17 protein-coding genes are annotated in these 26351 nt (G+C 75.2%); 8 read left to right on the top strand and 9 right to left on the bottom strand.

What is annotated here, in order from left to right; all coding sequences use genetic code 11:
* The first annotated feature begins 18 nt into the window (after positions 1–18).
* Both RM844_RS05075 and RM844_RS05070 read left to right on the top strand, forming a co-directional pair.
* A complete protein-coding gene (locus tag RM844_RS05075) occupies positions 19–318 on the top strand; it encodes a hypothetical protein (RefSeq protein WP_311665174.1) in 300 nt (99 codons plus the stop codon).
* Between the two features lie 198 nt (positions 319–516).
* Entirely contained in the window at positions 517–1638 is a 1122-nt protein-coding gene (locus RM844_RS05070) for a C40 family peptidase (protein ID WP_311665172.1), read from the top strand.
* Positions 1639–1993: 355 nt separating this feature from the next.
* Here the strand turns inward: RM844_RS05070 and RM844_RS05065 are convergent, their stop codons facing one another.
* The 3 genes from RM844_RS05065 to RM844_RS05055 form a co-directional block, all read right to left on the bottom strand.
* On the bottom strand, positions 1994–2968 hold the full coding sequence (locus RM844_RS05065) for an ArsR/SmtB family transcription factor (protein ID WP_394814439.1): 975 nt from the start codon (positions 2966–2968) through the stop codon (positions 1994–1996).
* A 157-nt stretch (positions 2969–3125) separates the two neighbouring features.
* Positions 3126–3641: a roadblock/LC7 domain-containing protein gene (locus tag RM844_RS05060; protein ID WP_311665167.1), complete on the bottom strand. Its 516-nt coding sequence runs from the start codon at positions 3639–3641 to the stop codon at positions 3126–3128.
* Positions 3638–6391 carry a sensor histidine kinase gene (locus tag RM844_RS05055; protein ID WP_311665165.1) on the bottom strand — a complete coding sequence of 918 codons (2754 nt, stop codon included), beginning with the start codon at positions 6389–6391 and terminating at the stop codon, positions 3638–3640. Before RM844_RS05055 ends, RM844_RS05060 begins: the two co-directional genes overlap by 4 nt.
* Before the next feature lie 262 nt (positions 6392–6653).
* On the opposite strand from RM844_RS05055, the gene RM844_RS05050 reads away from it, so the two are divergent.
* The 6 genes from RM844_RS05050 (at position 6654) to RM844_RS05025 (ending at position 15592) form a co-directional block, all read left to right on the top strand.
* Complete coding sequence (locus RM844_RS05050) at positions 6654–7451, top strand: protein phosphatase 2C domain-containing protein (RefSeq protein WP_311665163.1); 798 nt, start codon at positions 6654–6656, stop codon at positions 7449–7451.
* A 271-nt stretch (positions 7452–7722) separates the two neighbouring features.
* Positions 7723–8601 (top strand): lysozyme, encoded by an 879-nt coding sequence (locus RM844_RS05045; protein ID WP_311665161.1) that lies wholly within the window; start codon positions 7723–7725, stop codon positions 8599–8601.
* Positions 8602–8669: 68 nt separating this feature from the next.
* A complete protein-coding gene (locus tag RM844_RS05040; protein ID WP_311665159.1) occupies positions 8670–9431 on the top strand; it encodes a spermidine synthase family protein in 762 nt (253 codons plus the stop codon).
* A 133-nt stretch (positions 9432–9564) separates the two neighbouring features.
* Positions 9565–10404 (top strand): response regulator transcription factor, encoded by an 840-nt coding sequence (locus RM844_RS05035; protein ID WP_311665157.1) that lies wholly within the window; start codon positions 9565–9567, stop codon positions 10402–10404.
* 1 nt (position 10405) lies between these two features.
* Positions 10406–11497 (top strand): HAMP domain-containing sensor histidine kinase, encoded by a 1092-nt coding sequence (locus RM844_RS05030; RefSeq protein ID WP_394814444.1) that lies wholly within the window; start codon positions 10406–10408, stop codon positions 11495–11497.
* 342 nt (positions 11498–11839) lie between these two features.
* Complete coding sequence (locus tag RM844_RS05025; protein ID WP_311665155.1) at positions 11840–15592, top strand: multifunctional oxoglutarate decarboxylase/oxoglutarate dehydrogenase thiamine pyrophosphate-binding subunit/dihydrolipoyllysine-residue succinyltransferase subunit; 3753 nt, start codon at positions 11840–11842, stop codon at positions 15590–15592.
* Between the two features lie 158 nt (positions 15593–15750).
* Here RM844_RS05025 and fxsT read toward each other — a convergent pair whose 3' ends face one another.
* The 6 genes from fxsT to RM844_RS04995 all read right to left on the bottom strand — a co-directional run bounded on the left by fxsT (position 15751) and on the right by RM844_RS04995 (position 26314).
* Positions 15751–18762, bottom strand: a complete 3012-nt coding sequence (gene fxsT, locus RM844_RS05020) for an FxSxx-COOH system tetratricopeptide repeat protein (protein ID WP_311665153.1) — start codon at positions 18760–18762, stop codon at positions 15751–15753.
* A 113-nt stretch (positions 18763–18875) separates the two neighbouring features.
* The gene (locus RM844_RS05015; RefSeq protein WP_311665151.1) at positions 18876–20249 is read right to left on the bottom strand and encodes an aKG-HExxH-type peptide beta-hydroxylase; all 1374 of its coding nucleotides are present in this window, start codon (positions 20247–20249) and stop codon (positions 18876–18878) included.
* Positions 20246–21427, bottom strand: a complete 1182-nt coding sequence (locus RM844_RS05010; RefSeq protein ID WP_311665149.1) for an FxsB family cyclophane-forming radical SAM/SPASM peptide maturase — start codon at positions 21425–21427, stop codon at positions 20246–20248. The genes RM844_RS05015 and RM844_RS05010 overlap by 4 nt, the downstream gene beginning before the upstream one ends.
* A 129-nt stretch (positions 21428–21556) precedes the next feature.
* The gene (locus RM844_RS05005; RefSeq protein ID WP_311665147.1) at positions 21557–21769 is read right to left on the bottom strand and encodes an FXSXX-COOH protein; all 213 of its coding nucleotides are present in this window, start codon (positions 21767–21769) and stop codon (positions 21557–21559) included.
* Positions 21770–21928: 159 nt separating this feature from the next.
* Positions 21929–25234, bottom strand: coding sequence for an SAV_2336 N-terminal domain-related protein (locus RM844_RS05000; protein ID WP_311665145.1), 3306 nt, complete (start codon positions 25232–25234; stop codon positions 21929–21931).
* 6 nt (positions 25235–25240) lie between these two features.
* Entirely contained in the window at positions 25241–26314 is a 1074-nt protein-coding gene (locus tag RM844_RS04995; protein ID WP_311665144.1) for an AAA family ATPase, read from the bottom strand.
* Positions 26315–26351 lie beyond the last annotated feature (37 nt).

The raw sequence follows: 26351 nt of genomic DNA, 5'->3' as shown, positions 1-26351 counted from the left end.
CGGGCCTAGACTGCCCCGGTGCGAGCTGTGGAGACACCCTTTGTCGGGGGGCCGCTGGACGGCGAGACGCTGCCGGTGCTGGTGGGTGCCACGGGCCGGCCGCCCAAGGTCTACGAGGTGCCGGTGCCGGACGGGGACGGCGGCCTGGCGGCCGTGCACGTCTACCAGTTGGAGGCGGCCGGCCACACCAGGCGGCTCCGGCTGCCCAAGGGCTGGCGCTACGTCTACGCGCCGGACGCCCTCCCCGGCCGGGCCTACCGCAAGCGGCTGCGCCCGTCCGGCGACGACGACGCCACGCCGCCGCCGGACGGCTCCTGACGAGGCGGGGCGGGGCCGGCGGGACGGCGGGACGGCCGACCCGGGCGGCTCCGCGGGCTCCCGGCGCCGCCGGGCAGCCGTTTCGGGGCGCGCGGCCACCCGTTCGCGCCGTTCGGCGTGCGCGGGGTGCGGCACCGTGCACACCATCGCTGGGCCGATCCCGCCCGCGGGTGGCGTGACGGCAGGAGGAGCCGCCTGATGCCCCGACACACCACCGCCCTGGTCGCGCTGTTGCTCGCCGCCACCGTCGTCGGCGGCCCGTCCGCCAACGCCACACCCCGCGAGGCCGCCGACCAACCCGCCGACCCCGCTGCCCTGTTGACCGAACTACGCGAGCTGGCACGGGAGTCGGGGGCGGCCACCGAGGCGTACAACGAGTCGGCCGAGCGGCTGGCGGCGCAGCGGGCCGAGGTGGCGCGGCTGGACGCGCTGCTGGCCGACGCCCGGGGCACCCTCAGCGGCGCCAGGAGGACCGCCGGCCGGCTGGCCGCCGCCGAGTACCGGAACGGTGGCGGCGGCGAGCTGCCGCCGGTGCTGCGGCTGCTGCTCACCGGCGACGAGCCGGCGCGGGCGCTGCACGACACCACGGTGGCCCGGCGGGCGGCCGCCGGGCAGCTGGCCGAGATCCAACGGCTGGCCGAGGCGGAGCGGACCACCGAGACGCTGGCGGACGAGGCCCAAGCGGCGTGGGACGAGGAACGGCTGCTGGCCGAGCGGGAACGGGAGCGGCGGGACGCGGCGCACCACCGGATGGCCGAGGTGGCCGAGCTGCTCGCCGGCCTGACCGAGGAACAGCGCTCCGGGGTGACGGAGTTGGCGACCCGGGAGACCGCCGACGCGCAGCGGGAGTTCCTCGCCGCCCAGCGGCCGGCCGACGGGAGCGGGGCGGCGGCCGAAGGCGGCGCGGTGAGTGACGCGGTGACCGACGCGGTGACCGACGGCCGGACGGGCGACGCGGCCGGCGACGCGGCCGGGCGGCAGGCCCTGGAGTGGGCGCTCGCCCAGCGCGGCAAGCCGCACCGGCCGGGCGCCGCCGGTCCTGACGCCTTCGACCCGGCGGGACTGGCGCTGCGCGCCTGGGAGCAGGCCGGCGCCACCGTGCCCAGGACCAGCGCCCGGGCCTGGGAGCTGCTGCCCCGGGTGCCGCTGGATGAACTGCGCCCGGGCGACCTGGTGGTCTACCACGACGACGCCAGCCACATCGCGCTCTACGCCGGGGACGGCACGGTGGTCCACCCGCCCGCCCCCGGCCGGGAGGTGGCGGTCACCCCCGTCGCCGGGCGGCCGATCCTGGGCGCGGTGCGGCCCCGCACCCCCTGATCCCCGCGCCGCCTGACCCGCGCGCCGACGGCCACGGTCGCACTGTCAGTGGCGACCGCTACGGTGGGTAACCACCTGGGCGCGCGGTCCGCCACCCGGGTCCCGTCCCCTCGTCGAAGGCCGAGACCGCGTGCGTACCGACCGTTCCCCCCGCCCAGTCCCCCGTTCCGCCGGCCCGGCCCGGGTGGTGGTCCCGCCCCCCTGGGGACCACCGCCCGTGGCCGGCCCGGCGGCTGCCGCGCGGCGGGCCCGCCGCGCTCGTGCCACGACGTTAGGCGGCCCGGGCCCGGGCCAGGGCGTGTTTCACTCCTGCGTGAATCCGGGGACGGCGCGGGTGGCCGGCGCCGCCCCGCGGTCACCGGTCGGGGCCGTCCCCGCCGCCCAGCAGCCGGCGGCCCAGCGGGGTCAGGGTGTGCACCACGGCGTTCCGGCGGCGTTCGCTGAACAGCAGTCCCGCCGCGCGGAGCACCGCCGTGTGCTGGCTCACCGAGGACGGCAACGCGCCGGTCCGACGGGCCAGTTCGCCGCTGCTCGCGCCGCTCCCCACCTGCGTCAGCACCTCCGTCCTGGTGGCGCCGATCAGCGCGGCCAGCTCCCGCCGCCGATCCCCGTCCGGCGCGAGCGCCCCGCCCCGCCGCTCGGCGGGGTAGACCAGCACCGGGATACCGTCCTGCCTCAGCAGCGTGACCGCGGTGCGCCAGCAGAAGTAGGACGGGACCAGCAGCAACCCCCGCCCGCCGAGGTGGAGTTCCTGGCGCACCGGATAGTCCATCTCCAGGACGGGCGCGCGCCAGCGGATGCCGGGCGCCAGCCTCCCCAGCAGGGACTCCGTCCCCCGGTCCAGCAACTCCGTGGCCAGCCGCTCCCGTTCGGCCTCGACCGCGGCACGGACGTGCCGCCAGTGCGGGGTGATGGCCACCCGCTGGTAGCTGGTCAGCGCGCGGCCGAGCAGGTCCAGCGCGTGGTCGTCCCCCCGGGAGAGCGCCCTCACCCAGGGCGAGACGGCGCGCTCGGCGCCCAGCAGCTCGATGTCCCCGCGCCGCGCCGCCGGCGGGGTCCGCAGCACCTCGGCGACGCTCTCCCGCAGCCCGTAGCGCTGCCGCGCCGGGGTGAGAAAGTCCGGGAAGTAGCCCCGGGGCGGCACCAGTTCGGACAGCAGCCGGGTGGCGCGCGGCGCGCCGGCCGCCACCGAGCGGCGCCAGCGGCGCGAGACGTTCCCGCGCTCGGCGTGGTGCAGGCTGTGCAGGCTCAGCACCGTCTCCCAGGCCGGCACGGCGCCCACCGCCACCCGGACCCTGGCCAGGTCGTCTCCGTCGAAATGAACACGCAACACCGCTTCCCCCCGATGTATCCGCATCCCACGGCATCGCCCCCTTATCTACCGACAGGGGGGCGGGGACGCAAGAGGGAGGACCGCCGGAGCCCCCGCCGACGAGCGGCCGACGGACCCGGCCCGCCGGGACACCGGCCAGGTGCGGTCCCCCGGCCTAGTAGGGGCTGGTGGCCTGGCGGAGTTCGGCGCGGAGTTCCGGGGTGAGGAGGTGGCCGGCGCGGCCGACGAGCAGCGCCATCTGGTAGGTGACCACGCTGATGTCGACCGTCGGCTCGGTGTAGACGCCCAGCAGGGAGCCGTCCGAGATGGCCATCACCAGCAGGTTGCCGGTCTCCATGGCGACCAGCGTCTGCTTCACCTGCCCGCCGTCCATCAGCGAGGCGGCGCCGCCGGTGAGGCTGCCCAGGCCGGAGACCACCGTGGCCAGGTCGGCCGCCGCGCCGCTCGGCGTGCCGCCGGGCCAGCGCGGGGTGGGCGGCCCGGTCAGGAGCGGGGTGGTCGCGCCGTCGGCGCCCGACTCGGTGGAGAGCAGCGGCAGCCCGTCCGTGGAGACCACGGCGACCGAGAGCACCCCCGGCACCTCGTTCACCAACTTGCTCAGCAGCCACCGCAGGTTCTGCCCGCCGTGGCTCTGCGGGCGTTGCTGCCGCGTTTCGGTACCCGAGGTCATGACGGCTGTTCCTCTCCGTGTCGGCCAGGTCGTTCGCCGGGCCCTTCGCCTGGCCCGCGGCCGAGTCCCTGGCCGGGTCCTTGGTCGGCGGGGGCGCCCGGATGCGCGGGGAACTCCCCGGTGGCCAGCGCGGCGTCCCGGTGCCCCTCCCTGGCTCCCCGCTGGAAGCCGCCGAGCCGGCGGCGCAGCTCCTCCGGGTCCACCGTCCGGTTCCTCCCGGTGTCCGCGCCGGAGGGCCCGGCGGAGGCCACCCGGGTGCGGAGCGGCAGCCCGCTGTTGGTGGTCACGGGCGCGCTGTCCGGCGCGTGCGCGTGCTCGGCGCCGCGGGACCTGAGGTCGCGCACCGGGAGCGCGCCGGTCGGCGACCCGCCGGCGGGCGGCGTCCCGGCTCCGGCCGGGTAGCCGCCGGGCGCCGGCGCCGCCGGGTACCCGGCCTGGCCCGGCACCACGGGGTGCTGGCCGGTGGCCGGGGCCACCGGGTGCTGCCCGGTGGACGAGGCGATGGGGTGCTGGCCCGTGGTGGACGCCAGCGGGTACTGACCCGTGGACGCGTCCAGCGGATGCTGACCCGTCGTCGCGTCCAGCGGGTACTGACCGGTGGTCGAGGCCAGCGGATGCTGGCCCGTGGTGCCCGCCGGGGCGGCGTGCGCGCCGCCGTGGTCGGCCTGGACCGTCGGGTAGCCGCCGCTGGCCGGCCCGGCCAGCGCGTCGGTGGGGAAGCCACCGGGCTCGGCCCCGCCCGGCTGGAGCAGGCCGGCCGGCACCAGCACCTCGGCCAGGGTGCCACCGGCCGGGCGGGCCACCAGCCGGCAGCGCAGCCCGTGCCGGGCGGCCAGCCTGGCCACCGTGTAGAGCCCCATCCCGATGTGCTGCCCGTTGCCGCCGTCCGCGCCGGGCGGCGGGGTCACCGGGTCGGCGAGCCGGGCGTTCAGCTCGGCCAGCCGGCCCTCGGCCAGACCGCGTCCCTCGTCCTCGACGGTGAGCAGCAGCTCCTCCGCCTGCCAGTGGCCGGTCAGCCGCACCCGGGTGCCGGTGGGCGCGGAGACCGCCGCGTTGTCCAGCAGCTCGGCCAGCAGGTGGCTCACGTCCCGCGCCGCGTGCGCGGCGATCCGCATCGGCGGCGGCGGGACCGTCTCCACCAGGTCGTAGCGCTCTATCTCGCTGACCGCGGCCCTCGCCACGTCGATCAGCGGCATCGGCGAGGCCAGCGCCCGGACCGGCTCGGCGCCGGCGAGCAGCAGCACGTTCTCGCTGTGCCGCCGCATCCGCGCCGCCAGGTGGTCGACGGAGAAGAGCACGGCCAGCTGGTCAGGGTCGGTCTCGTGCTCCTCCAACCCCTCGATGACGGCGAGCTGTTCCTCCACCAGGTCCAGCAGCCGCTGCGCGTGGTGCGCGAACATGCCGTGCACCGCGCCGTGCAACGCGGCCAGCCGGGCGGTCAGTTCACGCTGCTCGGCGAGCAGCCGGTCGCGCTCGGCGCGCAGCCCGCCGCTGCTCTGCTCGGCCTCGGCGGCCTGCCGCTGGAGGTCCTCGGCGCGCGACCGCAGGGCGTTGACCGAGGCCACCACCTCCGCGAACTCGTCGTTGCGGCCGACGTACCGGACCGGCTCCTGGTGGACCGGGTCGGCGGCCACCCGCCGGGTGCCCAGCCGGACGGCGGCCAGCGGGCGGGTCAGCGAACGGGAGGTCTGCACGCTGACCGCGAGGGCCAGCAGCAGCGCGCCGATGATCACCCCGGCGGTGACCAGCAGCCGCGTCATCTCGTCGTCGCGCAGCGCCTCTACGGCCTCGGTGTGCTCGGTGGCCAGCGTGGCCAGCACCCCGCGCTGGAGGCCGGTGCGGGCCTGGAGCGCCTCGTCCACCGCGGCGGGGTCGAGCGCCCGGTCCGCCGCGTCCAGGACGGAGCCGTCGGTGAGGACGGCCAGGTAGTCCTCGGCTGCCTCGGCGTCGCCGCCGGCCACCGTGTGCCGGTAGGAGTCCTGCCCGTGCTGGTCGGCGATGGCCAGGAAGTCGGCCAGGGCCGCGGCCTCGGAGACCGCCTCCCGCTGGGCCAGGCCGGTCAGCTCGGCCTGTTCGCCGTCGCCTTCGAGGGCGGCCAGCAGCAGGCCCCTGGTCGCCGACGAGGCGTGCACGGCGCGGGCCAGGTCGGGCAGCGCGTCACTGGTGGGGCTGACCGCGTCGACCGGGGCGACCCGGCTGACGGAGCGCAGCAGCCCGTCCAGGCGCTCGATCACCGCCGTGTAGCTCTGGTGGATCTCCACCGGCGTGCGTTCGCCGGCGAGCGCCTGCTCGCGCTCCGCGGCGAGCGTGGCCAGCTCGTCCGACAGCGCGGGCTCCACCGCGTCCCGCAGCTCGGCGATCCGGCGGTCCGCGCGCGCCGTGGCGTCGTCGGTCAACGCCGCGGCCAGCGCGCCTGGTTCACCGGCGGCGGCGACCACCAGGGCGTCCCGCTCGTCCGCCAGGATGTGCGCCAGCGAGACCGACCGCTCCCCCAACGAGGAGTCGTCCAGAAGCTGTTGGCTGTCCGTCAGCGCCTCGTACTGGTGCAGCGCGGCGGGCGCGCCGGCGATCAGCACCGCGGCCCCGCTCAGCAGCAGGGCGACCAACAGCCGGGTGCGGACCCGGCCGCGGCGCCGGCGGGCCGCGCGGGATCCGGGGTCGGCGGCGGCCGCCCCCGAGGCGCCCTGAGGTGTGGAAGGGGCAGAACCACCTTCGTCCCGCGATGTCGTCTTCCGCACCTGTGCTCGCATTCTCGTCACTTCGGCTCCGACCTTGCCAGCGCCGACCGGGCGGGAGGCGAACCGGCCAGCCCCGCCACCCGAAGGAGTGAACAACACCCTGAAGTCGGCGGACAACTTCACGTCACCTGACCGGGGGACCGCGCCGTGAGTTCGGCTGGTTTTCGCTGGAATTCCGGCCGCGCTCCTGGCAAGATCAGCTTCCGCGCCGGCAACTATCGGCTCTTTCCCAGGCGAACGCCAACAAATGCCACCCTACGGCAGACTGTTGAGCATGCGCATCCAGTCGGCCACCGAACCGGGTTCACCGGGCCGCCCCAACGAGGACTTCGCCGCCACCGCCACCCCGACCGAGGTCGGCGACGGAGCACTGGTGGTGCTGGACGGCGTCACCGCACCAACCGGTGATTTCGGTTGTACACACGGGGTCGCCTGGTTCTCCGCGCGGCTCGGCGGCACGCTGCTGCGGGCACTCACGAGCGCCCCGGCACGCCCGCTGACCGACGCGCTGGCGCACGCGATCGAGCGCACCGCCGACGCCCACCGGGGCTCGTGTGACCTTTCTCACCGACGCACCCCGCAGGCCACGGTGGTGTGTTGCCGATGGAACGCCGGCGAGGTGGAGTATCTGGTGCTCTCCGACTCGGCGTTGTTGGTCGAGGAGTCAACGGGCGTGGTGCGGCCCGTTCTTGACGACCGACTGGACCAACTCCGGCCATTGGCATGGCGACAGCCGGCCGAGCGACGGGCCGCCTTCGTCGAGGCACACCGGAACGCGCCGGACGGCTTCTTCACCGCGGCCGCCGATCCGGCCGTGGCCGCCCGCGCGGTGACGGGCCGTCTCCCCAGGGAGCGGGTCAGCTCGCTGGCCGCCGTCACCGACGGGGTGGGGCGCTGGACGGAGGTCTTCGGACTCGGGGACTGGTCGGCGCTGCACCGGTCGCTGGTCGAGCGGGGCCCGGCCGGGCTGATCGCCGAGGTGCGCGCGGCGGAGTCCGCCGACCCGGCGGGCGCGGCGTTCCCCCGGGGCAAGACCCACGACGACGCCACCGCCGTCCTCGCCGTGCTCTGACCGTCGCAACGCGCCCACGGGCGCCAACCAGCCTCGGGCCCGGGGGCGTTCACCCGGCGTGTCCGGGGGCGGTGCGCCGCCGGGTCGCGCGGCCGGCCGTGCGGCGCCGGGTTTCACGCCGTTCAGCGGCCTGGACCACCGCTAAGGCCGTTTCCTCCTTCCCTGTCCTGTCTACCCGCGTTACCGTCGAGTTGGGCCATTGGCATGGCCACACCAGCATGCCGTCCCGGCCCGACTGTCCCCCCACACCACGGTTCCGGAAGGCACACCCATGCCCGTTCCCGACCTGGGTACGCGCGGCCACACACGTCGCCGGCGCGCCCCACGCACCCTCCCCATCCTGCTCGGCACCCTTCTCGCCGCCCTGGCCCTGCTGTTGGCCACGCCGACGGCGGCCGGCGCGGCCGCCCCGCCCGACGATCCGGAGCGGCATCCCGACTTCGGCTCGGCCTACCTGGGCTCGACCGTCCTCGAACACGAGGGCGGCGACACCAGCTACGTCCCGCCGGCGGCGGACCCGCTGGCCAGCGTCGAGGGCGTGGACGTCTCCAGCCACCAGGGCAACGTGGCCTGGTCCACGCTCTGGGACAGCGGCGTCAAGTTCGCCTACGTCAAGGCGACCGAGGGCACCAGCTACCGCAACCCCTACTTCACGCAGCAGTACAACGGCTCCTACGACGTCGGGATGATCCGCGGCGCGTACCACTTCGCGGTGCCCAACGCCTCCAGCGGCGCCGCGCAGGCCACCTACTTCGCCAGCAACGGCGGCGGCTGGTCGGCCGACGGGAAGACGCTGCCCGGCGTGCTGGACATCGAGTACAACCCGTACGGCTCGACCTGCTACGGGCTGAGCCAGTCGGCGATGGTCGACTGGATCCGGGACTTCAGCGACACCTACCGCGCGCACACCGGCCGGGACGTGGTCATCTACACCACCACCGACTGGTGGACCCAGTGCACCGGCAACAACGCCGGCTTCGGCGCCACCAACCCGCTGTGGATCGCCAGGTACGCGTCCACCCCCGGCACCCTGCCGGCCGGTTGGGGCTTCCACACCTTCTGGCAGTACACCTCGACCGGCCCCACGGTCGGCGACCACAACCTCTTCAACGGGGACTACAGCCGGCTCCAGGCGCTGGCCGACGGCTGACCGCGGCCGCCCCCGGGACCACCGGAAAACCCCGGGGGCGGCGGGGTGCCGTGCGGGAGGATGGCCCCATGGCACCCTCAGCGCTTCCCGCCCCAGGCACCGCCGGCCCGTCGGCCGGCCAGGACGCGGCAGACGGCCGGCCCGTGGTGCTGGACCGGCGGACCGGGCCGTTCGGCGAGGTGGTGCTGCGCCGGCACGGCGCGCTGCTCCAGATCATCGCCAACGGCTGCTTCCTGATGGACACTTCGGACGGCCGTTCCGAGCGGCTCCTGGTGCGCGCCGCGCTCACCGAACTGACCTCCGGTAGCGGAGCCGCCAGGCCGCACCCGCCCCGGCTGCTGATCGGCGGCCTGGGCGTGGGCTTCTCACTGGCCGAGGCCGCGGCCGAGCCGCGCTGGGGCGGCATCGACGTGGTGGAGCGGGAGCCGGCGGTGCTCGACTGGCACCGCGCCGGCCCGCTCGCGGCGCACTCCGGGGGCGCGCTGACCGACCCCAGGGTGCGGGTGGTCCAGGCGGATCTGCTGGCCCATCTGCACAGCGTCCGGGGCCGGTACGAGGCGCTCTGCCTGGACATCGACAACGGCCCGGACTGGACGGTGACCGAGGACAACGACGGCCTCTACTCCCCGGCCGGGCTCGCCGCCTGCCGCGCGGCGCTCACCGAGGGTGGGGTGCTCGTTGTGTGGTCCGCACAACCCTCGGCGACATTCCCCGACTTGCTGGGCGATGCCGGGTTCGTCGGAGTTCGCACCGAAGAGGTGTCGGTTGCCCGAGGTGTTCCCGACGTGCTGTTTCTCGCCAGCCGACATTCCGCCACCCGGTCCGCGTAGCCGGGGCCCGAGTTTCCGCTCTACGCTGCTTAGCGGTGCCCCAGGGCACCGTCTTGTCAGCACCAGCCGGCTGACACCACGCGACACCCCGGGGCGGTACCTCATGACCTCAACAGAAACCAGGAATGCGCCGATGGACCGAGAGCACCAGGAGAAGCCGTTGCCCACGGGCGACCCGACCGAGCCGGAGACGGCGGAGCGGAGCGGTCACCACAACGCGACCGTGGCAACCCCCGGAGCCCAGCGACGCGTTCTGGTCGTCGAGGATGACCCCACCATCGTCGAGGCGATCGCGGCCCGGCTGCGGGCCGAGGGCTTCCTGGTGCAGACCGCGGCGGACGGCCCGGCCGCGGTGGAGACCGCCAGCGCCTGGCACCCGGACCTGCTGATCCTGGACGTCATGCTGCCGGGCTTCGACGGCCTGGAGGTGTGCCGCCGGGTGCAGTCACAGCGCCCGGTGCCGGTGCTGATGCTGACCGCCAGGGACGACGAGACCGACATGCTGGTCGGGCTCGGCGTCGGCGCCGACGACTACATGACCAAGCCGTTCTCCATGCGCGAGCTGGTCGCCAGGTCGCACGTGCTGCTGCGCCGGATCGAGCGGGCCGCGGTGGCCGCCACCACGCCCAGGCCGGGCAGCGTGCGCCTCGGCGACCTGGAGATCGACCGGACCCAGCGCCGGGTGCGGGCCGCCGGCAAGGACATCCACCTCACCCCCACCGAGTTCGACCTGCTGATGTGCCTGGCCCGCTCGCCGCGCGCGGTGCTCACCCGGGAGCAGCTGCTGGCCGAGGTCTGGGACTGGGCCGACGCCTCCGGCACCAGGACGGTGGACAGCCACGTCAAGGCGCTCCGCCGGAAGATCGGCGCCGAGCGGATCAGGACGGTGCACGGCGTCGGGTACGCGCTGGAGACCCCGCCCGGGTTCGCCGGCGAGCCCACCGTCCGTGGCCAGGCCACCGCGGAGGGCTGAGCTGACCGTGCAGCGGGAGTCGACCGCGCGGCGCTACGGCCACACGCTGTGGCGGGTGCTGCGCCCGCTCGACCCGTTCCGCTCGGTGAAGGCCGCGCTGGGCGGCCTGGTGATCATCTCGGTGGGCATCACCACCGTGCTGCTGCTCCTGGCCTACCGGTCGGACATCGGACTCCAGGTGATCGCGATCATCGCGATCATCGCGTCCCTGCTGGTCACCCAGTTCGTGGCCCAGGGGCTGGCGTCCCCGGTGCTGGAGATGACCTCGGCGGCCAGGGCGATGGCCAGGGGCCGGTACGACCGGCGGGTCCGGGTGGCCCGCCGGGACGAGCTGGGCGACCTGGCGCACGCCTTCAACCGGATGGCCGCCGACCTGCAGGCCGCCGACCGGCAGCGCAAGGAGCTGGTGGCCAACGTCTCGCACGAGCTGCGCACCCCGATCGCCGGGCTGCGGGCGGTGCTGGAGAACGTGGTGGACGGGGTCTCGGACGCCGATCCGGAGACCATGGCCACCGCGCTGCGGCAGACCGAGCGGCTGGGCCGGCTGGTCGAGCAGCTGCTCGACCTCTCCCGGCTGGAGAACGGCGTGGTGCCGCTCCAGGCCAGAGACTTCCGGGTGGAGCCGTACCTGACCACCGTGCTGGCCGACGCCCGGATGGCGCTCGGCCGGGGACACGCCAGGACCGACGTCCGGATCCGGCTGGACGTGGTCCCCGGCGGGCTGCGGGCCAGGGCCGACCCGGAGCGGCTGGACCAGGTGGTCACCAACCTGGTGGACAACGCGGTCAAGCACAGCCCGCGCAACGGCACGGTCACCGTCGTGGCCCGGCCGGGCGCGGCGCCCGGCGGGCTGGTCATCGAGGTGCGGGACGAGGGGCCCGGCATCCCGCAGGAGCAGCGCGAGCTGGTCTTCGAGCGGTTCGGCCGGGGCACCATCGACGGCGTCCAGGCGCACGACGGGGGCACCGGGCTGGGGCTGGCCATCGCCCGCTGGGCGGTGGAGCTGCACGGCGGGACGATCGGCGTGGCGGAGTCCCGTCGGGGTTGCCACATCCGACTCACCCTGCCGGGTAACGCGCAGGCAAATAATTGACGTAGGGTCGCGGTCAGGGCCCGAAGGCGGGCCCGCTGACCTCGGGCGCCGCCGGGCGCCCTCGGTCGCGCGCCCCGGCGTGCGGCCCGGAGCCCGGCGCATCGTCGCAGTTGAACGCGGGGGTCCTCGCGGTCCTGTTCGACGGTAGTCCCGTTGTTGCCAATTCGTTGCCTGTTCACACCAAACTTGATGCAATTCCCGCGCGTTCCTGCCCTGAAACGCGGGCTTCGGTGTGGTGTAGGCCACGTCTGGCGGCTGCGGACTGCGCCGGAGGCGTAGGGGGGCGTAGCCTTGATTTCCGCTGTCCATGACCTTGCGAAGCGGAAGAGGGCGGTTGCCGCCGTGTCGCCACAGTCCCCGAACACCTCAAGCGTTGACGCCGACCGAGAAGCGCAGAAGAACTCTGCCGCCGGCTTCGGAGCCAACGAATGGCTTGTTGACGAGATCTACCAGCAGTACCTCCAGGACCCGAACTCCGTTGACCGTGCCTGGTGGGACTTCTTCGCCGACTACCAGCCGGGAGGCGACTCGGCACCCGCCGCGCCGGCCGGCGCGGGCTCGGCCCCCGCCGCCGCGCAGGCCCAGCCTCCGGCGGCGCCCGCCCCGGCGGCGCCGGCCAAGCCGGCGGCGAAGCCCACCGCGACCCAGCCGGCCGCCCAGCCGGCCCCGGCCAAGCCGGCGGCGAAGCCCGCCGCGGCCAAGCCGGCCGGGGCCAAGGCTGCCCCGGCCAAGCCGGCCGCCGAGCCGACGGCCGGTCCCGAGCTGGTGACGCTGCGCGGTCCCGCCGCCGCCGTCGCCAAGAACATGAACGCCTCCCGTGACCTGCCCACCGCCACGTCGGTGCGCGCGGTCCCGGTGAAGCTGCTCTTCGATAACCGCATCGTGATCAACAACCACCTGAAGCGGGCCAGGGGCGGGAAGGTCTCCTTCACGCACCTGATCGGCTACGCCATGGTGCAGGCGATCAAGGCGATGCCGGCGATGAACTACTCCTTCACCGAGAAGGACGGCAAGCCGACGCTGGTCAAGCCCGAGCACGTCAAGCTCGGCCTGGCCATCGACCTGGTCAAGGAGAACGGCGACCGCCAGCTGGTGGTGGCCGGCATCGAGAAGGCCGAGACGCTCACCTTCTTCGAGTTCTGGCAGGCGTACGAGGACATCGTCCGCCGGGCCAGGTCCGGCAAGCTGACCATGGCCGACTTCACCGGGGTCACCGTCTCGCTGACCAACCCGGGCGGCATCGGCACGGTGCACTCGGTGCCGCGGCTGATGCCCGGCCAGAGCGTGATCCTCGGCGTGGGCGCCATGGAGTACCCGGCCGAGTTCCAGGGCAGCTCCCAGGCGACGCTCAACCGCCTGGGCATCTCCAAGGTCATGACGCTCACCAGCACCTACGACCACCGGGTGGTCCAGGGCGCGGCGTCCGGCGAGTTCCTCCGCCAGATCAGCCAACTGCTGCTGGGCCAGCACGACTTCTACGACGACATCTTCGAGGCCCTGCGGATCCCGTACGAGCCGATCCGCTGGCACCGGGACATCGACGTCAACCACGACGACGAGGTCACCAAGGCGGCCCGGGTCTTCGACCTGATCCACTCCTACCGGGTCCGCGGCCACCTGATGGCCGACACCGACCCGCTGGAATACAAGCAGCGCCGCCACCCCGACCTGGACATCACCGAGCACGGGCTCACCCTGTGGGACCTGGAGCGGGAGTTCGCGGTCGGCGGCTTCGCCGGCAAGTCGATGCTCACCCTGCGGGACATCCTCGGCGTGCTGCGCGACTCGTACTGCCGGACCACCGGCATCGAGTACATGCACATCCAGGACCCGAAGGAGCGGACCTGGATCCAGGACCGGGTGGAGCGCCCGCACAGCGCGCCCGAGCGCGAGGAGCAGCTGCGCATCCTGCGCCGGCTGAACGCCTCGGAGGCGTTCGAGACCTTCCTCCAGACCAAGTACGTCGGTCAGAAGCGGTTCTCGCTGGAGGGCGGCGAAACGGTCATCCCGCTGCTGGACACGGTGCTGGACGAGGCCGCCGGCGACAAGCTGGACGAGGCCGTGATCGGCATGGCGCACCGCGGCCGGCTGAACGTGCTGGCCAACGTGGTGGGCAAGTCCTACGCGCAGATCTTCCGCGAGTTCGAGGGGAACCTCGACCCCAAGTCGATGCACGGCTCGGGTGACGTCAAGTACCACCTCGGCACCGAGGGCACCTTCACCGGGCTCTCCGGCGAGCAGATCAAGGTCTCGCTCACCGCCAACCCGTCGCACCTGGAGGCCGTCGACCCGGTGGTCGAGGGCGTGGCCAGGGCCCAGCAGGACATCATCGGCCGGGGCGGCAAGGACTTCACGGTGCTGCCGATCCTGCTGCACGGTGACGCGGCCTTCGCCGGCCAGGGCGTGGTGGCCGAGACGCTCAACATGTCGCAGCTGCGCGGCTACCGCACCGGCGGCACCATCCACATCGTGATCAACAACCAGGTGGGCTACACCGCGACGGCCGCCGCCGCCCGGTCCTCCACCTACTGCACCGACGTGGCGCGGATGATCGAGGCGCCGATCTTCCACGTCAACGGCGACGACCCGGAGGCGGTCTGCCGGGTGGCCCGGCTGGCCTTCGAGTACCGCCAGGCGTTCAACAAGGACGTCGTGATCGACCTGGTCTGCTACCGGCGCCGCGGCCACAACGAGACGGACAACCCGTCCTTCACCCAGCCGCTGATGTACGACCTGATCGACAAGAAGCGCTCGGTGCGCAAGCTCTACACCGAGTCGCTGATCGGCCGGGGCGACATCACGCTGGAGGAGGCGGAGCAGGCGCTCCAGGACTTCCAGGGCCAGCTGGAGAAGGTCTTCAAGGAGGTCAGGGACGCCACGGACACCCCGGCCCCGGCCGAGGTCCCGGTGCCCAGGCCGGAGTTCCCGGTCGCGGTGGAGACGGGCGTCTCCGCCGAGGTGGTCAAGCGGATCGCCGAGTCCCAGGTCAACATCCCGGAGCGGATCACGGTCCACCCCCGACTGCTGCCGCAGCTGCAACGGCGCGCGGCGATGGTCGAGGAGGGCACCATCGACTGGGCGATGGGCGAGCTGCTCGCCATCGGCTCGCTGCTGATGGAGGGCACCCCGGTCCGGCTCGCCGGCCAGGACTCCCGGCGCGGCACCTTCGGTCAGCGGCACGCGGTGCTGATCGACCGGAAGACCGGCGAGGACTACACCCCGCTGCTCTACCTGGCGCCCGACCAGGCCCGGTTCAACGTCTACGACTCGCTGCTGAGCGAGTACGCGGCGATGGGCTTCGAGTACGGCTACTCGCTGGCCAGGCCCGAGGCGCTGGTGATGTGGGAGGCCCAGTTCGGCGACTTCGCCAACGGCGCCTCCACGGTGATCGACGAGTTCATCTCGTCGGCGGAGCAGAAGTGGGGCCAGACCTCCGGCGTCACCCTGCTGCTGCCGCACGGCTACGAGGGCCAGGGCCCGGACCACTCCTCGGCCCGGATCGAGCGGTTCCTCCAGCTGTGCGCGCAGAACAACATGACGGTGGCGGCACCCACCCTGCCGTCGAACTACTTCCACCTGCTGCGCTGGCAGGTGCACAACCCGCACCACAAGCCGCTGGTGGTCTTCACCCCGAAGTCCATGCTGCGGCTGAAGGCGGCGGCCTCGCGGGCCGAGGAGTTCACCAGCGGTGCCTTCCGGCCGCTGATCGGCGACGCGGCGGCCGACCCGCAGCAGGTCCGCAAGGTCGTGCTGTCCGCCGGCAAGGTGCACTACGACCTGGCGGCGGAGCGGGAGCGGCGGAACGCCTCGGACGTGGCGCTGCTCCGGCTGGAGCGGCTCTACCCGCTGCCCAGTGAGGAGCTGCGCGCCGAGCTGGCCCGTTTCCCGCACGCCGAGCGGGTGGTGTGGGCCCAGGAGGAGCCGGCCAACCAGGGCGCCTGGCCGTTCGTGGCGCTCAACCTCCCGCAGCAGGTGCAGCTGCCCGGTCAGCTGATCCCGGTGACCAGGCCGGCCTCGTCCTCGCCCGCGGTCGGTTCGGCCAAGCGGCACCAGGCCGAGCAGCAGGCGCTGGTCGAGGAGGTCTTCGAGCTGTGAGCCAGTCCCTGGCCGGCCGGGTTCGCCCCCGGCCGGCCAGGGGCGGCGGCGAGGACGACGAGGGGGGCCACCGCGGACGCGGTGGCCCCCCTCGTCGTCGGGTGACCGTGGTCGGCTGGCCAGCGGGCCGGTGATCAGCCCGACCAGCGGGCCCGACGTCAGGTGATCAGCGGCTCGAAGTCCCAGAAGGGGCGGACCCGCGCCCGGGCGCTGACCGTGTGCACGTGCTGCGAACCGAGGGTGGAGATCAGCCCGGAGAGCGCGTCCTCCTCCGCCTTGTCGGCCTCCGCCCGCTGCCGCAGGTTCCGCAGGTCGGTGGCGAGGGCCACCTTGCAGGACAGGGTGAGCGGGTGCTCGCGGCCCAGGCCCCGGTTGTTGGCGGCCCGGCGGGCGGTGTCCCGGCTCAGCTCGGCGGCGCTCTCCACGTCGCCGGCGATGTTGCGGTCGGCGCTGAGGTTCAGCGCGATGCCCAGCCGCCAGGGGTGGTTGGGGCCCACCGCCTCCGTCATCCGGGTCAGGCACTGCTCGTTGAGGTCGAGCGCCTCCTCCCGCTCCCCCGCCGCGCGCAGCACCAGGGCGTGGTTGGCCAGCGTGCCGATGGTGTACGGGTGGTCGGGGCCCAGCGCCTGGCGGTACTGCCGGACGGTCCGCTCGCCGAGGGTCCTGGCCAGGTCGAGCCGGCCGTGCGCGCGCAGCACGAAGGAGTAGCAGGTGGCGATCTGCTGGGTGAGCGGGGAGCGTTCCCCGAGCACCCGCTCGACCCGTTCCAGCAGGTCGGCGAGCCGGTCATGGGCCAAGGGGCGCTCGCCGGCGCGCAACAGGCACAGCGCGAGGTTCAGCTCGGCGCTGAGCGTCTGGGGGTGGTCCACGCCCAGCACCGCGCGGTGCACCTCGACGCTCTGTTCCTGGAGCGACTGGGCCTCCGAGTAGCGGCCGAGCAGCCGCAGGTCCAGCGCGTAGGCGGTCTCCGAGGAGAGCGTCGCGCTGTTCCTGGCGCGCATCAGCTCGCGGCGGGCCTGGAGCGTGCGCCGGTCCTCGGCCAGCGCCGTCCGGTACTCGCCGAGCAGCCGCAGCGTGACGGCCAGGTTGCTGCGGGCGTTGAGGGTGCGGAAGTCCTCCTCGCCGATGAGGTCGAGGTTGCCGGCGAGCACCCGCTCCGAGGCGTCCAGCGCCTCCTGGTACCGGCCCAGGCCCCGCAGGTCGGCCGCGAGCCCCTCCAGCACCCGGAGCGCGCCGAGCGACTCGGCGCGGCCCTCGGCCGCCATCCGGGCCAGCAGACCGCGGTTGATCCGCTCGGTCCTGGCGTACTCGCCGACCGCGCGCAGCATGCTGGCGTGGTAGGAGGCGAGGTCGCTCATCAGCGGGTGCTCCTCGCCGAACAGCTCACGCCAGGCCCGCTCGGCGCGTTCGACGAGGTGGATGCCGGCGGTGTACTCCCCCGCGACGTAGAGGTAGTGCAGGCAGTGGTAGATCAGCCGGTGCACCCGGGTGTGGCGGCTGTGCAGCGCGCCCGAGCTGTCCAGGTGCGGCACGATCCTGGCGTAGGCCGGCCAGTTCCTGGTGTCCGTCGGCGTGCCGGGGTCGGCGGCGGACAGGCCGTGCCGGACCGCCCGGGAGAAGATCTCCCGGTCCGTCTCCGACATGCCGGAGCGCACCGTCTGGTGCACCATGCGGTGCAGGTGGATGGTGCCGGCGGCGTGCGGCTCGTCCTCGGCGTTCGGCGGGTCCCACTGGATCACCGAGTACTGGACCAGGCGGTTGGTCGCCGCGTTCCAGCGCAGCGGGTCGGACATCAGGCCGACCAGCTGCTCCGGCAGCCGCTCCGCCGGGATCTCCCGCAGCAGCTGGACCGGGATGGCGCCGGGCGCGAAGAACGCGCACAGCCGCAGCAGTTCGACGGCCTCGGGCACGGTCTCCCGCAGCCGGTTGAGCAGTATCGAGAACGCCGTCGGGTAGGAGGTGTCGAAGTCGGCGGCCACCCGCAGGCCGACCTCGATGTCCTGGTCGTCGCGGAGCATGGCGACGTACTCCTGGACGGTCATGGTGGAGTCGTTGAGCCAGCCGGCCGTCTGGTCGAGCGCCAGCGGCAGGTCGCCCAGGGTCTCGGCCAGCAGGTCGGCGTCCGACCGGCCGATCCGGGGGGCGCGGCGGCGGACGAAGGCCACCGACTCCTCCCGCTGGTACACCGGGACGGAGAGCAGGTGGGTGTTGTAGGCGTCCCAGTCGCGGTTCTGCGAGGTGATCAGCACATGGCCGGGGCCGCTCGGCACCAGGTCGTCGATGGTCTCCGGGCGGTCCGCGCCGTCCAGCACCACCAGCCAGCGAACGTGCGGGTCGCCGCGGCGCAGCGCGTCGCCGACCGCGCGCAGCCGCTCGCCGTACTCGTGGCCGGTGCTCAGGCCGAGGGCCGGGGCCAGCTCGGCGAGGCCCTGCCGGAGCGTGCCGCGCTGGTCGGCGGCGACCCACCAGACCACGTCGTAGGACGACGCGAAGCGGTGCGTGTACTCGGCGGCGGCCTGGGTCTTGCCCACCCCGGAGAGGCCGAGCAGGGTGACCACCCCGGCGCCCGGCTCGGCGCCCTGCAACTGGTCGTGGATCTCCTGCAACAGCCGCTCGCGGCCGGTGAACCGGGCGTTCCGGCGCGGCACCCCGCCCCAGACCCGCGGCAGCTCCATCGGGAACCGGGCGCCGCGGACCCCGGCCAGGGTGTCGAGGGACGGGTCGTGCGCGTCGAAGGCGCCGACCAGCCGCACCAGCCGCCGCTCGGCCTCCCGGGCGCCCAGCCCCCACAGCTCGGTGGTGCCGCCGAACGCCGCCGAGGCGGTGGGCATCGGGCTGGTGGAGACGGAGACGGCGGCGAACCGGCGGGAGTGCGGGGCGACGACGGTGCGCAGCGCCTCGTTCCACTCCTGGTCGGTGCGCGGACCGAGCTTGAAGTACCAGTCGCTGAGCACCACCAGGATGCGGCCCTCGACCAACAGCAGGTCACTCAGCGCCTCGGCGAGCGGCGTCTCGATCGGCGGGTCCCAGCGTTGGAAGGAGACCTGCCAGCCGTACCCCTCCAGGCGGTCGGCGATCCACACCGCCCAGGCGCGGTTGTACCCCGCGTGGCTGATGGTGATCCGCTGCTCCTCCGCCCTCGGAGCCGTGACCTGAGCCGAACCTTGCACGGAGCCTCCCTCAGCGGCCAACCGACCGACGCGTTCGCTCTGCTGACGATCCGGACGCGTGCGACCCGACGCCCCGTCAGACATCCCCCTGGGAAACATACACCTCGCCACCGTCAGGTAACCGTGCCACGAGCGTGCTGCCGCAGCCAGCCGGCCCGCGCGGTCTCCACGTACGCCCGGGCGCGCACCAGGTGGCCCTCGGGCGGGGCCGGCGAGCCCAGCTGGCCGTGCCGGTCCGCCATGGCGGCGACGAACAGCCGCCCGTCGTCGGTGAGTCGGCGGGCGGCGCGCAGCGTCGGGAGCACGGCGCCCACCTGGGTGTGGGCGCGGCAGTGCGCGGCCCACGCCTGGTCGCGGGCCGCCGGGTCGGCGAGGCCCAGGGCGAGTTGCTGCCAGAAGCCGGCGAGCGCGAGATGCGCGTAGGCGCCGTGCAGCAGCCCGTCGAAGGGGCGCGGGTCGGGGCGCCAGGGGGCCCAGTGCCGGGCCCTGGGGCCCTCGTGGTGCAGCGGGTTCAGCTCCTGGACGGCGGCCAGCTTGGCGTGCTGCAGCTCGTGGGTGAGGCCGGCGGCCAGCAGCGCGGCGCTGGGCGGGGCGCTGGCGAGCACCGCGCCGAACGCCCCGGCGCTGGTGCTGCTGACGTGCCCGGCCCGGCCGCCGCCCCGGTGCAGCAGCGGCACGATGCAGTTCAGCAGGGTGAGTTCGGCGGCCCTGGCGGCCCCGCCGAGGCGCAGCAGCGGCAGCGCGGCGGCCCACAGTCCGGACCAGTGGGCGCGCTCCGCCGGGCGCAGCGCGTGCCGCGGCGGCCCGTCGCCGGCCTGGTTCGGCGTGGGGCGGCTGGGGTCGAGGTCGTCCAGCAGCACCGGCCGGGGGCCGCCGCCCAGGGTGTGCAGCGGCAGCCAGCGCGGGTCGGTCGAGCGCCAACCCCCGCTCGGCTCCGGCCGGATGACCAGCGGCGGCCCGTCCGGCAGCCGGAGCGTCAGCCCGCCGTCCCTGGCAGTCAGCTCGGCCGGCGTGCCGTCGGGCGCGCCGGTGCTGACCGCGCCCAGCGTGGGCAGCGCCAGCCGGCCGCCGCCGACGTCGACCCGGAGCCGGAAGTCGAGGCCGGCGCGGAGCGCCGCGGCGGCCGCCAGCCCGCCCAGGTGCCCGAGGTCGCGGGCGGCCTCCTGGCCGCCGCCGGTGGTCAGGCGGCGGGCGCAGCGCTCGGCCCAGGTGCCGGTCAGCGGGTAGAACAGCACCCGGCGGGCGGCCGCGGGCGCGGCCCGCTCGGCGCTCTCCAGCAGCGCGGCGTGCTCGTGCGCGAGGGCGGCGGCCGGGGCCGGCGCGGCCGGCAGCGCGTCGAGCAGCACCCGCAGGAGCAGCAGCCGTTGGGTGTGCTGGCTGGCGGCCAGGGCGGCCAGCGTCGGCTCCGCGCCCTCGGTGCGGCCGAGTTGGGCCAGCTGCGCGCGGCTGAGCGGCTCGGTCACCGGGCCGGTGGCCGGGCCGCTCACCGGGGCACCGCCCGGCGGACGGCGGCGGCCAGGTGGTGGGTGAGCCGGGCCAGGTCGGCGCAGTAGACCGAGGGGTTGGCGAAGCCGTGGCCGGCGCGGTACCGGTGCGCGTAGTGCCCGCCGCCGCACACCGCCAGCAGCGGGCAGGCGCGGCAGGCGGCGGCCAGCGCCCCGGCCCCGCCCTGGCGGGCGGCCACCCCCGGGTGGCCGAGCGCCGCGTCGAAGGGGTCGGTGGCGATGTGCAGCCCGGTGGCGGCGGCGCCCGGGTAGGCGCTCTTGAGCGAGTCGGACTGCTCGATGGCGCCGTCCGTCTCGACCACCACGGCGCTGAACGGGGCCAGCCCGAAGAGGTCGCCGGCGGTCGGCTGGCGGAGCAGCGCGGCCAGGCACTCCTCGAAGATCCGGATCCGCACCCGGCGGCGGTCGGCGTGCCACCACGCGTCGAAGACGGTGGTCAGCCAGTCCGCGTAGGGCGTGGGCCGGTCGACGCCAGGGCGGGCGTCGGCCAGCCCTGGCGGCGGGCTGGTCCAGTTGCCGTGCGGCAGCAGGAAGTCCACCGCCGGCGGGTCGAGTTCGAGCAGGGAGCGGTAGACCTCGATCGGATCGGTGTCGAGATCGATCACGCTGAGCACGCCGGTGTAGCTGTCCCGGTGGGTCGGGGAGGCCAACAGCCGCGCGGCGCGACGGATGCCGGGCCAGGCGGGCCGGCCGGCGTGGTCCACCCGGGCCGCGTTGTGCCGGGCCAGGCCGCCGTCCACGCTCAGCCCCACGCCGATCCGGTGCCGGGCCAGGGCGCGCAGCCGCGCGCCGGTCAGCAGCGTGCCGTTGGTCTGCACGACGGCCCCCACCCGGCAGCCGGCCGGGACCGCGGCGCGGACCAGGTCCACGAAGCCGCCCAGCACCTCCGGATCGGTGAGCAGCGGCTCACCGCCGTGCAGCACCACCTGGACGGCCGGCAGCCGGTGCGTCGCGGCGTGCTCGGCGATCCGCCGGGCCAGCCGGTCCAGGGTCGCGGGCGCGATGCTGACCGGCTGCGCCCGCCAGCCGGGGTCGGCGGCGAAGTACATGTAGCAGTACCGGCAGGCCAGGTTGCAGCGGCTGTTCACCTTCACGACGAACTGCCGGAACGGCTCCGGACCCGGTCTCCTCCGGCGGCTCGCCTGGACCGTGGTGTGCATCGCGCGTCCGTCCCCTCTGGGCCGCGCCCGCTCCCGTCCTCGGATGGGGACCTTTCCGACGACGCGGCGCCGGGAAACCCCGTCGTGCGATTCCGGTCGGTCAACCGGCGCAACTCGACCGAGAGTTGCCTACTTCTCTCGTTCCTTCCCGTCCCCCGGCATCGTCTGGCCGAAGTCCCACAGGGTCTCCCGCGGGCTGGCCACCCGCTCCCGCAGGTCGGTGAGGACCGCGTCGAGCACCGGATGGTCGATCCGCCGGACCTCGGCCAGGCTGAGCGCCAGCAGATCCGGTAACTCCGGCAGCGGCTCGAAGGCGACAGCCTCCTCAGGAACCATCGACATGCTCTCTCCCCGACATCTCGCCCACGGCGGCGCACGGCCGATGCGCCGCACCGGAGATTCCCGCCCCGCCGGGCCCGGAAACGAAACGCTGGCCGCGCGCCCCCGGCGAGCCAGGGCGAACCCGCGCGCCCCCCGCACCACCCGCCGCCCCGGCGCGGCTCAACGCTCGCGCGCGAGCGCGGCCAGCCGGGCCGCCGTCTCGGCGCCGGCCTTCTCCCCGTCCGGCAGCCGCCGCCACTGCTGGAGCGCCGAGCGGTAGGCGCCGCCCGCCGCCAGCGGGCGGCCCGCCGTCTCGAAGACGGCGCCCCGCTCGTGCAGCGCGGTCGCCGCCAGCCGCACCGGCTCACGCGGATCGACCGCCCCCGTCTCCGCCGCCAGCGCCGCCGACGCGGCCCGGCGGAAGGCGTCGGCCGCCTGGTCCAGGCGCTCGGGGCGGTGGGTGTGCCCGAACGCCCGCCGGTGGGTCTCCCCCAGCTCCAGGTAGGCGCGGGCCACCGTCAGCGGCTGCTCGGCCCGCCGGGCCGCCCGGTGGAAGAGGTACTCGGCCTCCCGCAGATCCACCAGGTCCCCGGCGTCCCGGTAGCGGGCCGTCAGGGCCTGCCCCAGCCGCAACAGCCGCCCCGGCAGCCGGGGATCGCCCTCCGCCGTCTCCATCCGGCAGTCCCGTAGCACCCGCACCGCCCGGGAGACGAACGCCGCGCCGTCCTCCCGCTGCGCCCGGAGCAGCAGCGCCGCGCCCCACTCCTCGATCAGCGCGCTGTACTCCGGGCGGTCCCGCGAGGCCAGCCGGCCGGCCTCCTCGAACCGCGCGGCGGCCGTCTCCAGCTGGACCACCTCGCCGTCCACCTCGTAGGCGCGCAGGGCGAGCCGGCCGGCCCGGCTCAGGCAGCTGGCGCGGGCGGCCGGGTCCTCGGCCAGCCGGCCGGCCGTCTCGATCACCTCGGCGGCCCGCCGCCACTCGTCGTCGGTGCGCAGCAGCGCGTCGGCCAGGTCCAGCAGCGCACTCACCCGGGCGCGCGCCGGCGCCCGCTCGCTCTCCAGCGCCCAGCAGCCCTGCCGCAGCGAGTCGGCGGCCTGGCCGGCGTGCACCCGGGCCCGTTCCAGGTCGGGGGCGGCGTCGGCCAGCCGCAGCAACGTCCGGCCGTGCGCCAGCCACAGCCCGCTGGGCTGCGGCTGGTCCGCCGGCCAGGCGTCGGCCACCGCCTCCACCATGCCCACGCACTCCTGGAGCAGCGCGGTGTCGCCGCCCAGCCGCCACTGCGCGGTCAGCACCTCGACCCGGTCCAGAGTGACCTCAAGGGCCGCCTCCCGGTCCAGCCCCGGCGTGGTGTGCACGGCGGCGAACTCCCGGTCGGCCAGCCGCCACAGCTCCAGCGCGCCCCTGGTGTCGCCGGCGGCCCGCCGCTCACCGGCCGCCGCGTGCAGCACCCGGGCCAGCACCCGGCGACCGGCCGGCGAGCCGAGGTGGGCGGCCGCCGTCTCGGCCGCCTGCCGGGCCTCGACCAGCAGCTCGCCGTCGCGCTGCGCCCGCCACAGCCGCAGCAGCGCCTCGGCCAGCTCACCCCACAGCTCCGGGTCGGTGCGCTGCCCCGGCTCCAGCCACTCCGTGGTGGCCTGCCGCAACAGGCCGACGGCGGCCAGCAGATGCCGGACCTGGCCGTCCTCGGCGAAGGCGGCGGCCAGCGTCCTGGCCCGGGCCACCACCCGGGACGGCGAGGGGGCGGCCGACCGCGCGGCGTCCCGCGGCGGCGGCGGGGCGGCCGGCAGGAAACGCCGCAGCACCTTGGCCGCCACCTCGGCGAACGGGCGGGGCAGCGACTGCTCCGCGTCCTCGGCCGCGCCGGTCAGCGGGTCGGGGCCGGCCGGCTCGGTGCCGGCGAGCTGGGCCAGCGCCAGGGCCGGGAAGTTCGGCCCGGCGCCGCCGAACCGCCGGCTGACGTAGCCGGAGCAGTGCTTCAGCACCAGCAGCGCCTCGTCATGGCCCAGCTCGGCGAGCAGCTCGTCCTGCACGCCGTCCACGAAGGCGAACCAGAGGCCGTCCCCCGCGGCCTCGGCGGCCGGCCCGTCCAGCCGCCGCAGCAGGCCGCTGAGCAGCACCTCGGACAGCTCGGCCGGCCCCGAGTCGGGCAGCATCGTGCGCTGGATCAGCTGCATCACCGGGAGGAAGAGCGGCGCGGCGGCCAGGTAGACGGCCAGCCGGACCGCGCCGGGCGAGGCCGCCGCGCGGAACCTGGCCAGCGCGGCCGCGGCCGAGGGCGCGCCGCCCGGCCGGGCCCGGCGGCGGGCCGCCGGCGGCTGGTCGGCGCGGACCCAGCCGACGGCCGCCGGCACCTGGCCGGCGCCGGTGCCGGCCAGCAGCCCGGCCCAGGCGCCGAGCGCGGCGGAGGTGGGCGGCAGCAGCGGCACGGCGACGGCGGCCGGGTCGTGCGGCTGGCCGGCGGCCAGGCCCTCCGCCGCGAACCGCAGCCGCACCGAGCCGGCCGGGCCGGCCTCGCGCACCAGGGCGCCGTAGCTGGCTGGCAGCCGGGTGCGCGGCCAGAGCCGCTGCGGGAGCGGCTGCACCACGGCGACCGGGGCGTGGCGGGCCAGCGCGTGCAGCAGCCGGTGCGCGGCGCCCTCCCGCCAGAGCGGGCCGGCGCAGTCGCTCACCACCACGGTCAGCCGCCGGCCGGTGGGGTCACGCAGCTGGCGGGCCGGGCGGAGCGCGGCGCCCTCCGGCTCGAAGCGGCGGCTCACCGCCGGGCTGCCGTCCGGGGAGCGGTGCAGATAGTGCACCTGGATGTCCCGGAAGGCGCCCAACCGGCCGAAAACCTCGGCCAGTTCGGTCAGCATCCGCTGCCAGACCCGCATCGCGGGCGCGGCGTCCATCAGCAGCTGCAGCTCGGTGTGTCCGCGCGGCTCGGCGCGGAAGACCGGGGTGAGCAGCCCGCCGGCCCTGGCGGTCCGCTCGGCGGTGGCCGGCTCGTCCAGCACCAGCGCGCGGGTCGACCGGCGGGGCGGGCCGGTCGGCGGGGTGTAGCGCCGCAGCGGGCGCAGCGCCCGCTCCATGCCCAGCAGCCCGGGCAGCGCCCTGGCCTCCGGCACGCCGACCGGCAGCGCCTCGCCCGGCGGCCGGTCCGCCGCGCCGGCGAGGCCGCCCGGGTCGGCGTAGAGCAGCACCGTCTCGTCCTCGGGGCGCGGCAGCCGGCCGGCGCCGGCCGGCCGGTCGGCCGGCGCCCGGGCCGGGTCGGGTGCCTCGTCCGGCGGCCTGGCCGGCTCGTCGGCGGGCGCGTCCGCCTCCCGCGCGCCGTCCACGCCCCGCGCGCGCTCCCCCGAGCCGGCGCCCGCCCCGCCGGCCGCGCCGCCCCGGGTGTACTGGGCCAGCCAGAGGGCGTCGGACAGCTCCGTCCAGGAGGGGTCGCACCCCGCGCCACGCAGGGCGGCGACCAGGGACGCCAGTCGGTCGGGGCGCGCCGCTTGGGACATCGGTGCCTACCTGGGTTGATCGAGGCGTTGGATGAGCATGTCGGCCAGTCGGTCGCGGGTGGGGAGCTCCGCGTGGTGGGTGAGGTAGATGGCGTTCAACAACTGGTCGGTGGCGAGTTGTTCGGTCCGGGACCGCTCCAGGAAGCGGCTGATGAGATCCTCCCCAACCCGCGTCAGGTCATCCCCCAGATGGGCCCGCACCACGGTGGCCAGCCGCTCGTGGTCCGGGCGCCGCAGCTGGAGCGGGATGCAGCGGCGCAGCAACGGCGCGGGGAAGTCCCGCTCGCCGTTGCTGGTGAGCACGACGAACGGGAAGGAGTGGCACCGCACCCGGCCCTCCCGGACGGTGACCTTGGTGCCGTCGTCGGTGAGCACCTCGACCTGCGGCTCGCGTTCCGCGATCCGCTGCAGCTCGGGGATCGAGAACTCGCCCTCCTCCAGGACGTTCAGCAGGTCGTTGGGCAGGTCTATGTCGCTCTTGTCCAGCTCGTCGATGAGCAGCACCCGGGGCTTGGCGGTCGGCAGCAGCGCCGTGCCCAGCGGGCCGAGCCGCAGGTAGCTGCCGATGCCGCCGGGCACGGCGGTGGCCGGCAGGCCGGCGGCCCGGCCGCTGGCCGCGATCTGGGTGTCCTGCAGGCGGGCGATGGCGTCGTAGTGGTAGAGGCCGTCCTCCAGCCGGCTGCGGCTGACGATCGGCCAGTGCAGCACCCGGCCCAGCCCCAGCTCGAAGGCGACCGAGTGGGCCAGCGTGCTCTTGCCCGTGCCCGGGCTTCCGGTGACCAGCAGGGGGCGGCGCAGATAGAGCGCCGCGTTTATGATCTCCAGCTCCTCGGCGCTGGGGCGGTGCATCTCGGCCAGGTGTCGGAAGGCCCCGAGCCGCCGGTCCGAGGCGCTGTCGGTGTCCGGCCCCGGCGCGACCAGCGGCTGCCGGTGGCCGTCGAAGTCCCGCCACGGCGGCGGCTTGGGCAGGGCGTGGATGCCCTCGTGCCGCTCGCCGGTGCCCCGGTAGATCAGCCACTCCCCGTCCGTCGCCTCGCGGTCGGTTGACCCTTCCTGCCCGTTGGTTTCAGAGACTGCCACCGCGTCCTCCTCGTCGGTTGTGCGCCGTCCGGACGAT

The organism is Streptomyces chisholmiae (genome assembly GCF_031845445.1).
GTDB lineage: Bacteria > Actinomycetota > Actinomycetes > Streptomycetales > Streptomycetaceae > Streptomyces > Streptomyces chisholmiae.
Note: the sequence above shows the minus strand (reverse complement) of the source record. Positions and strands in the feature narration are given on the sequence as shown.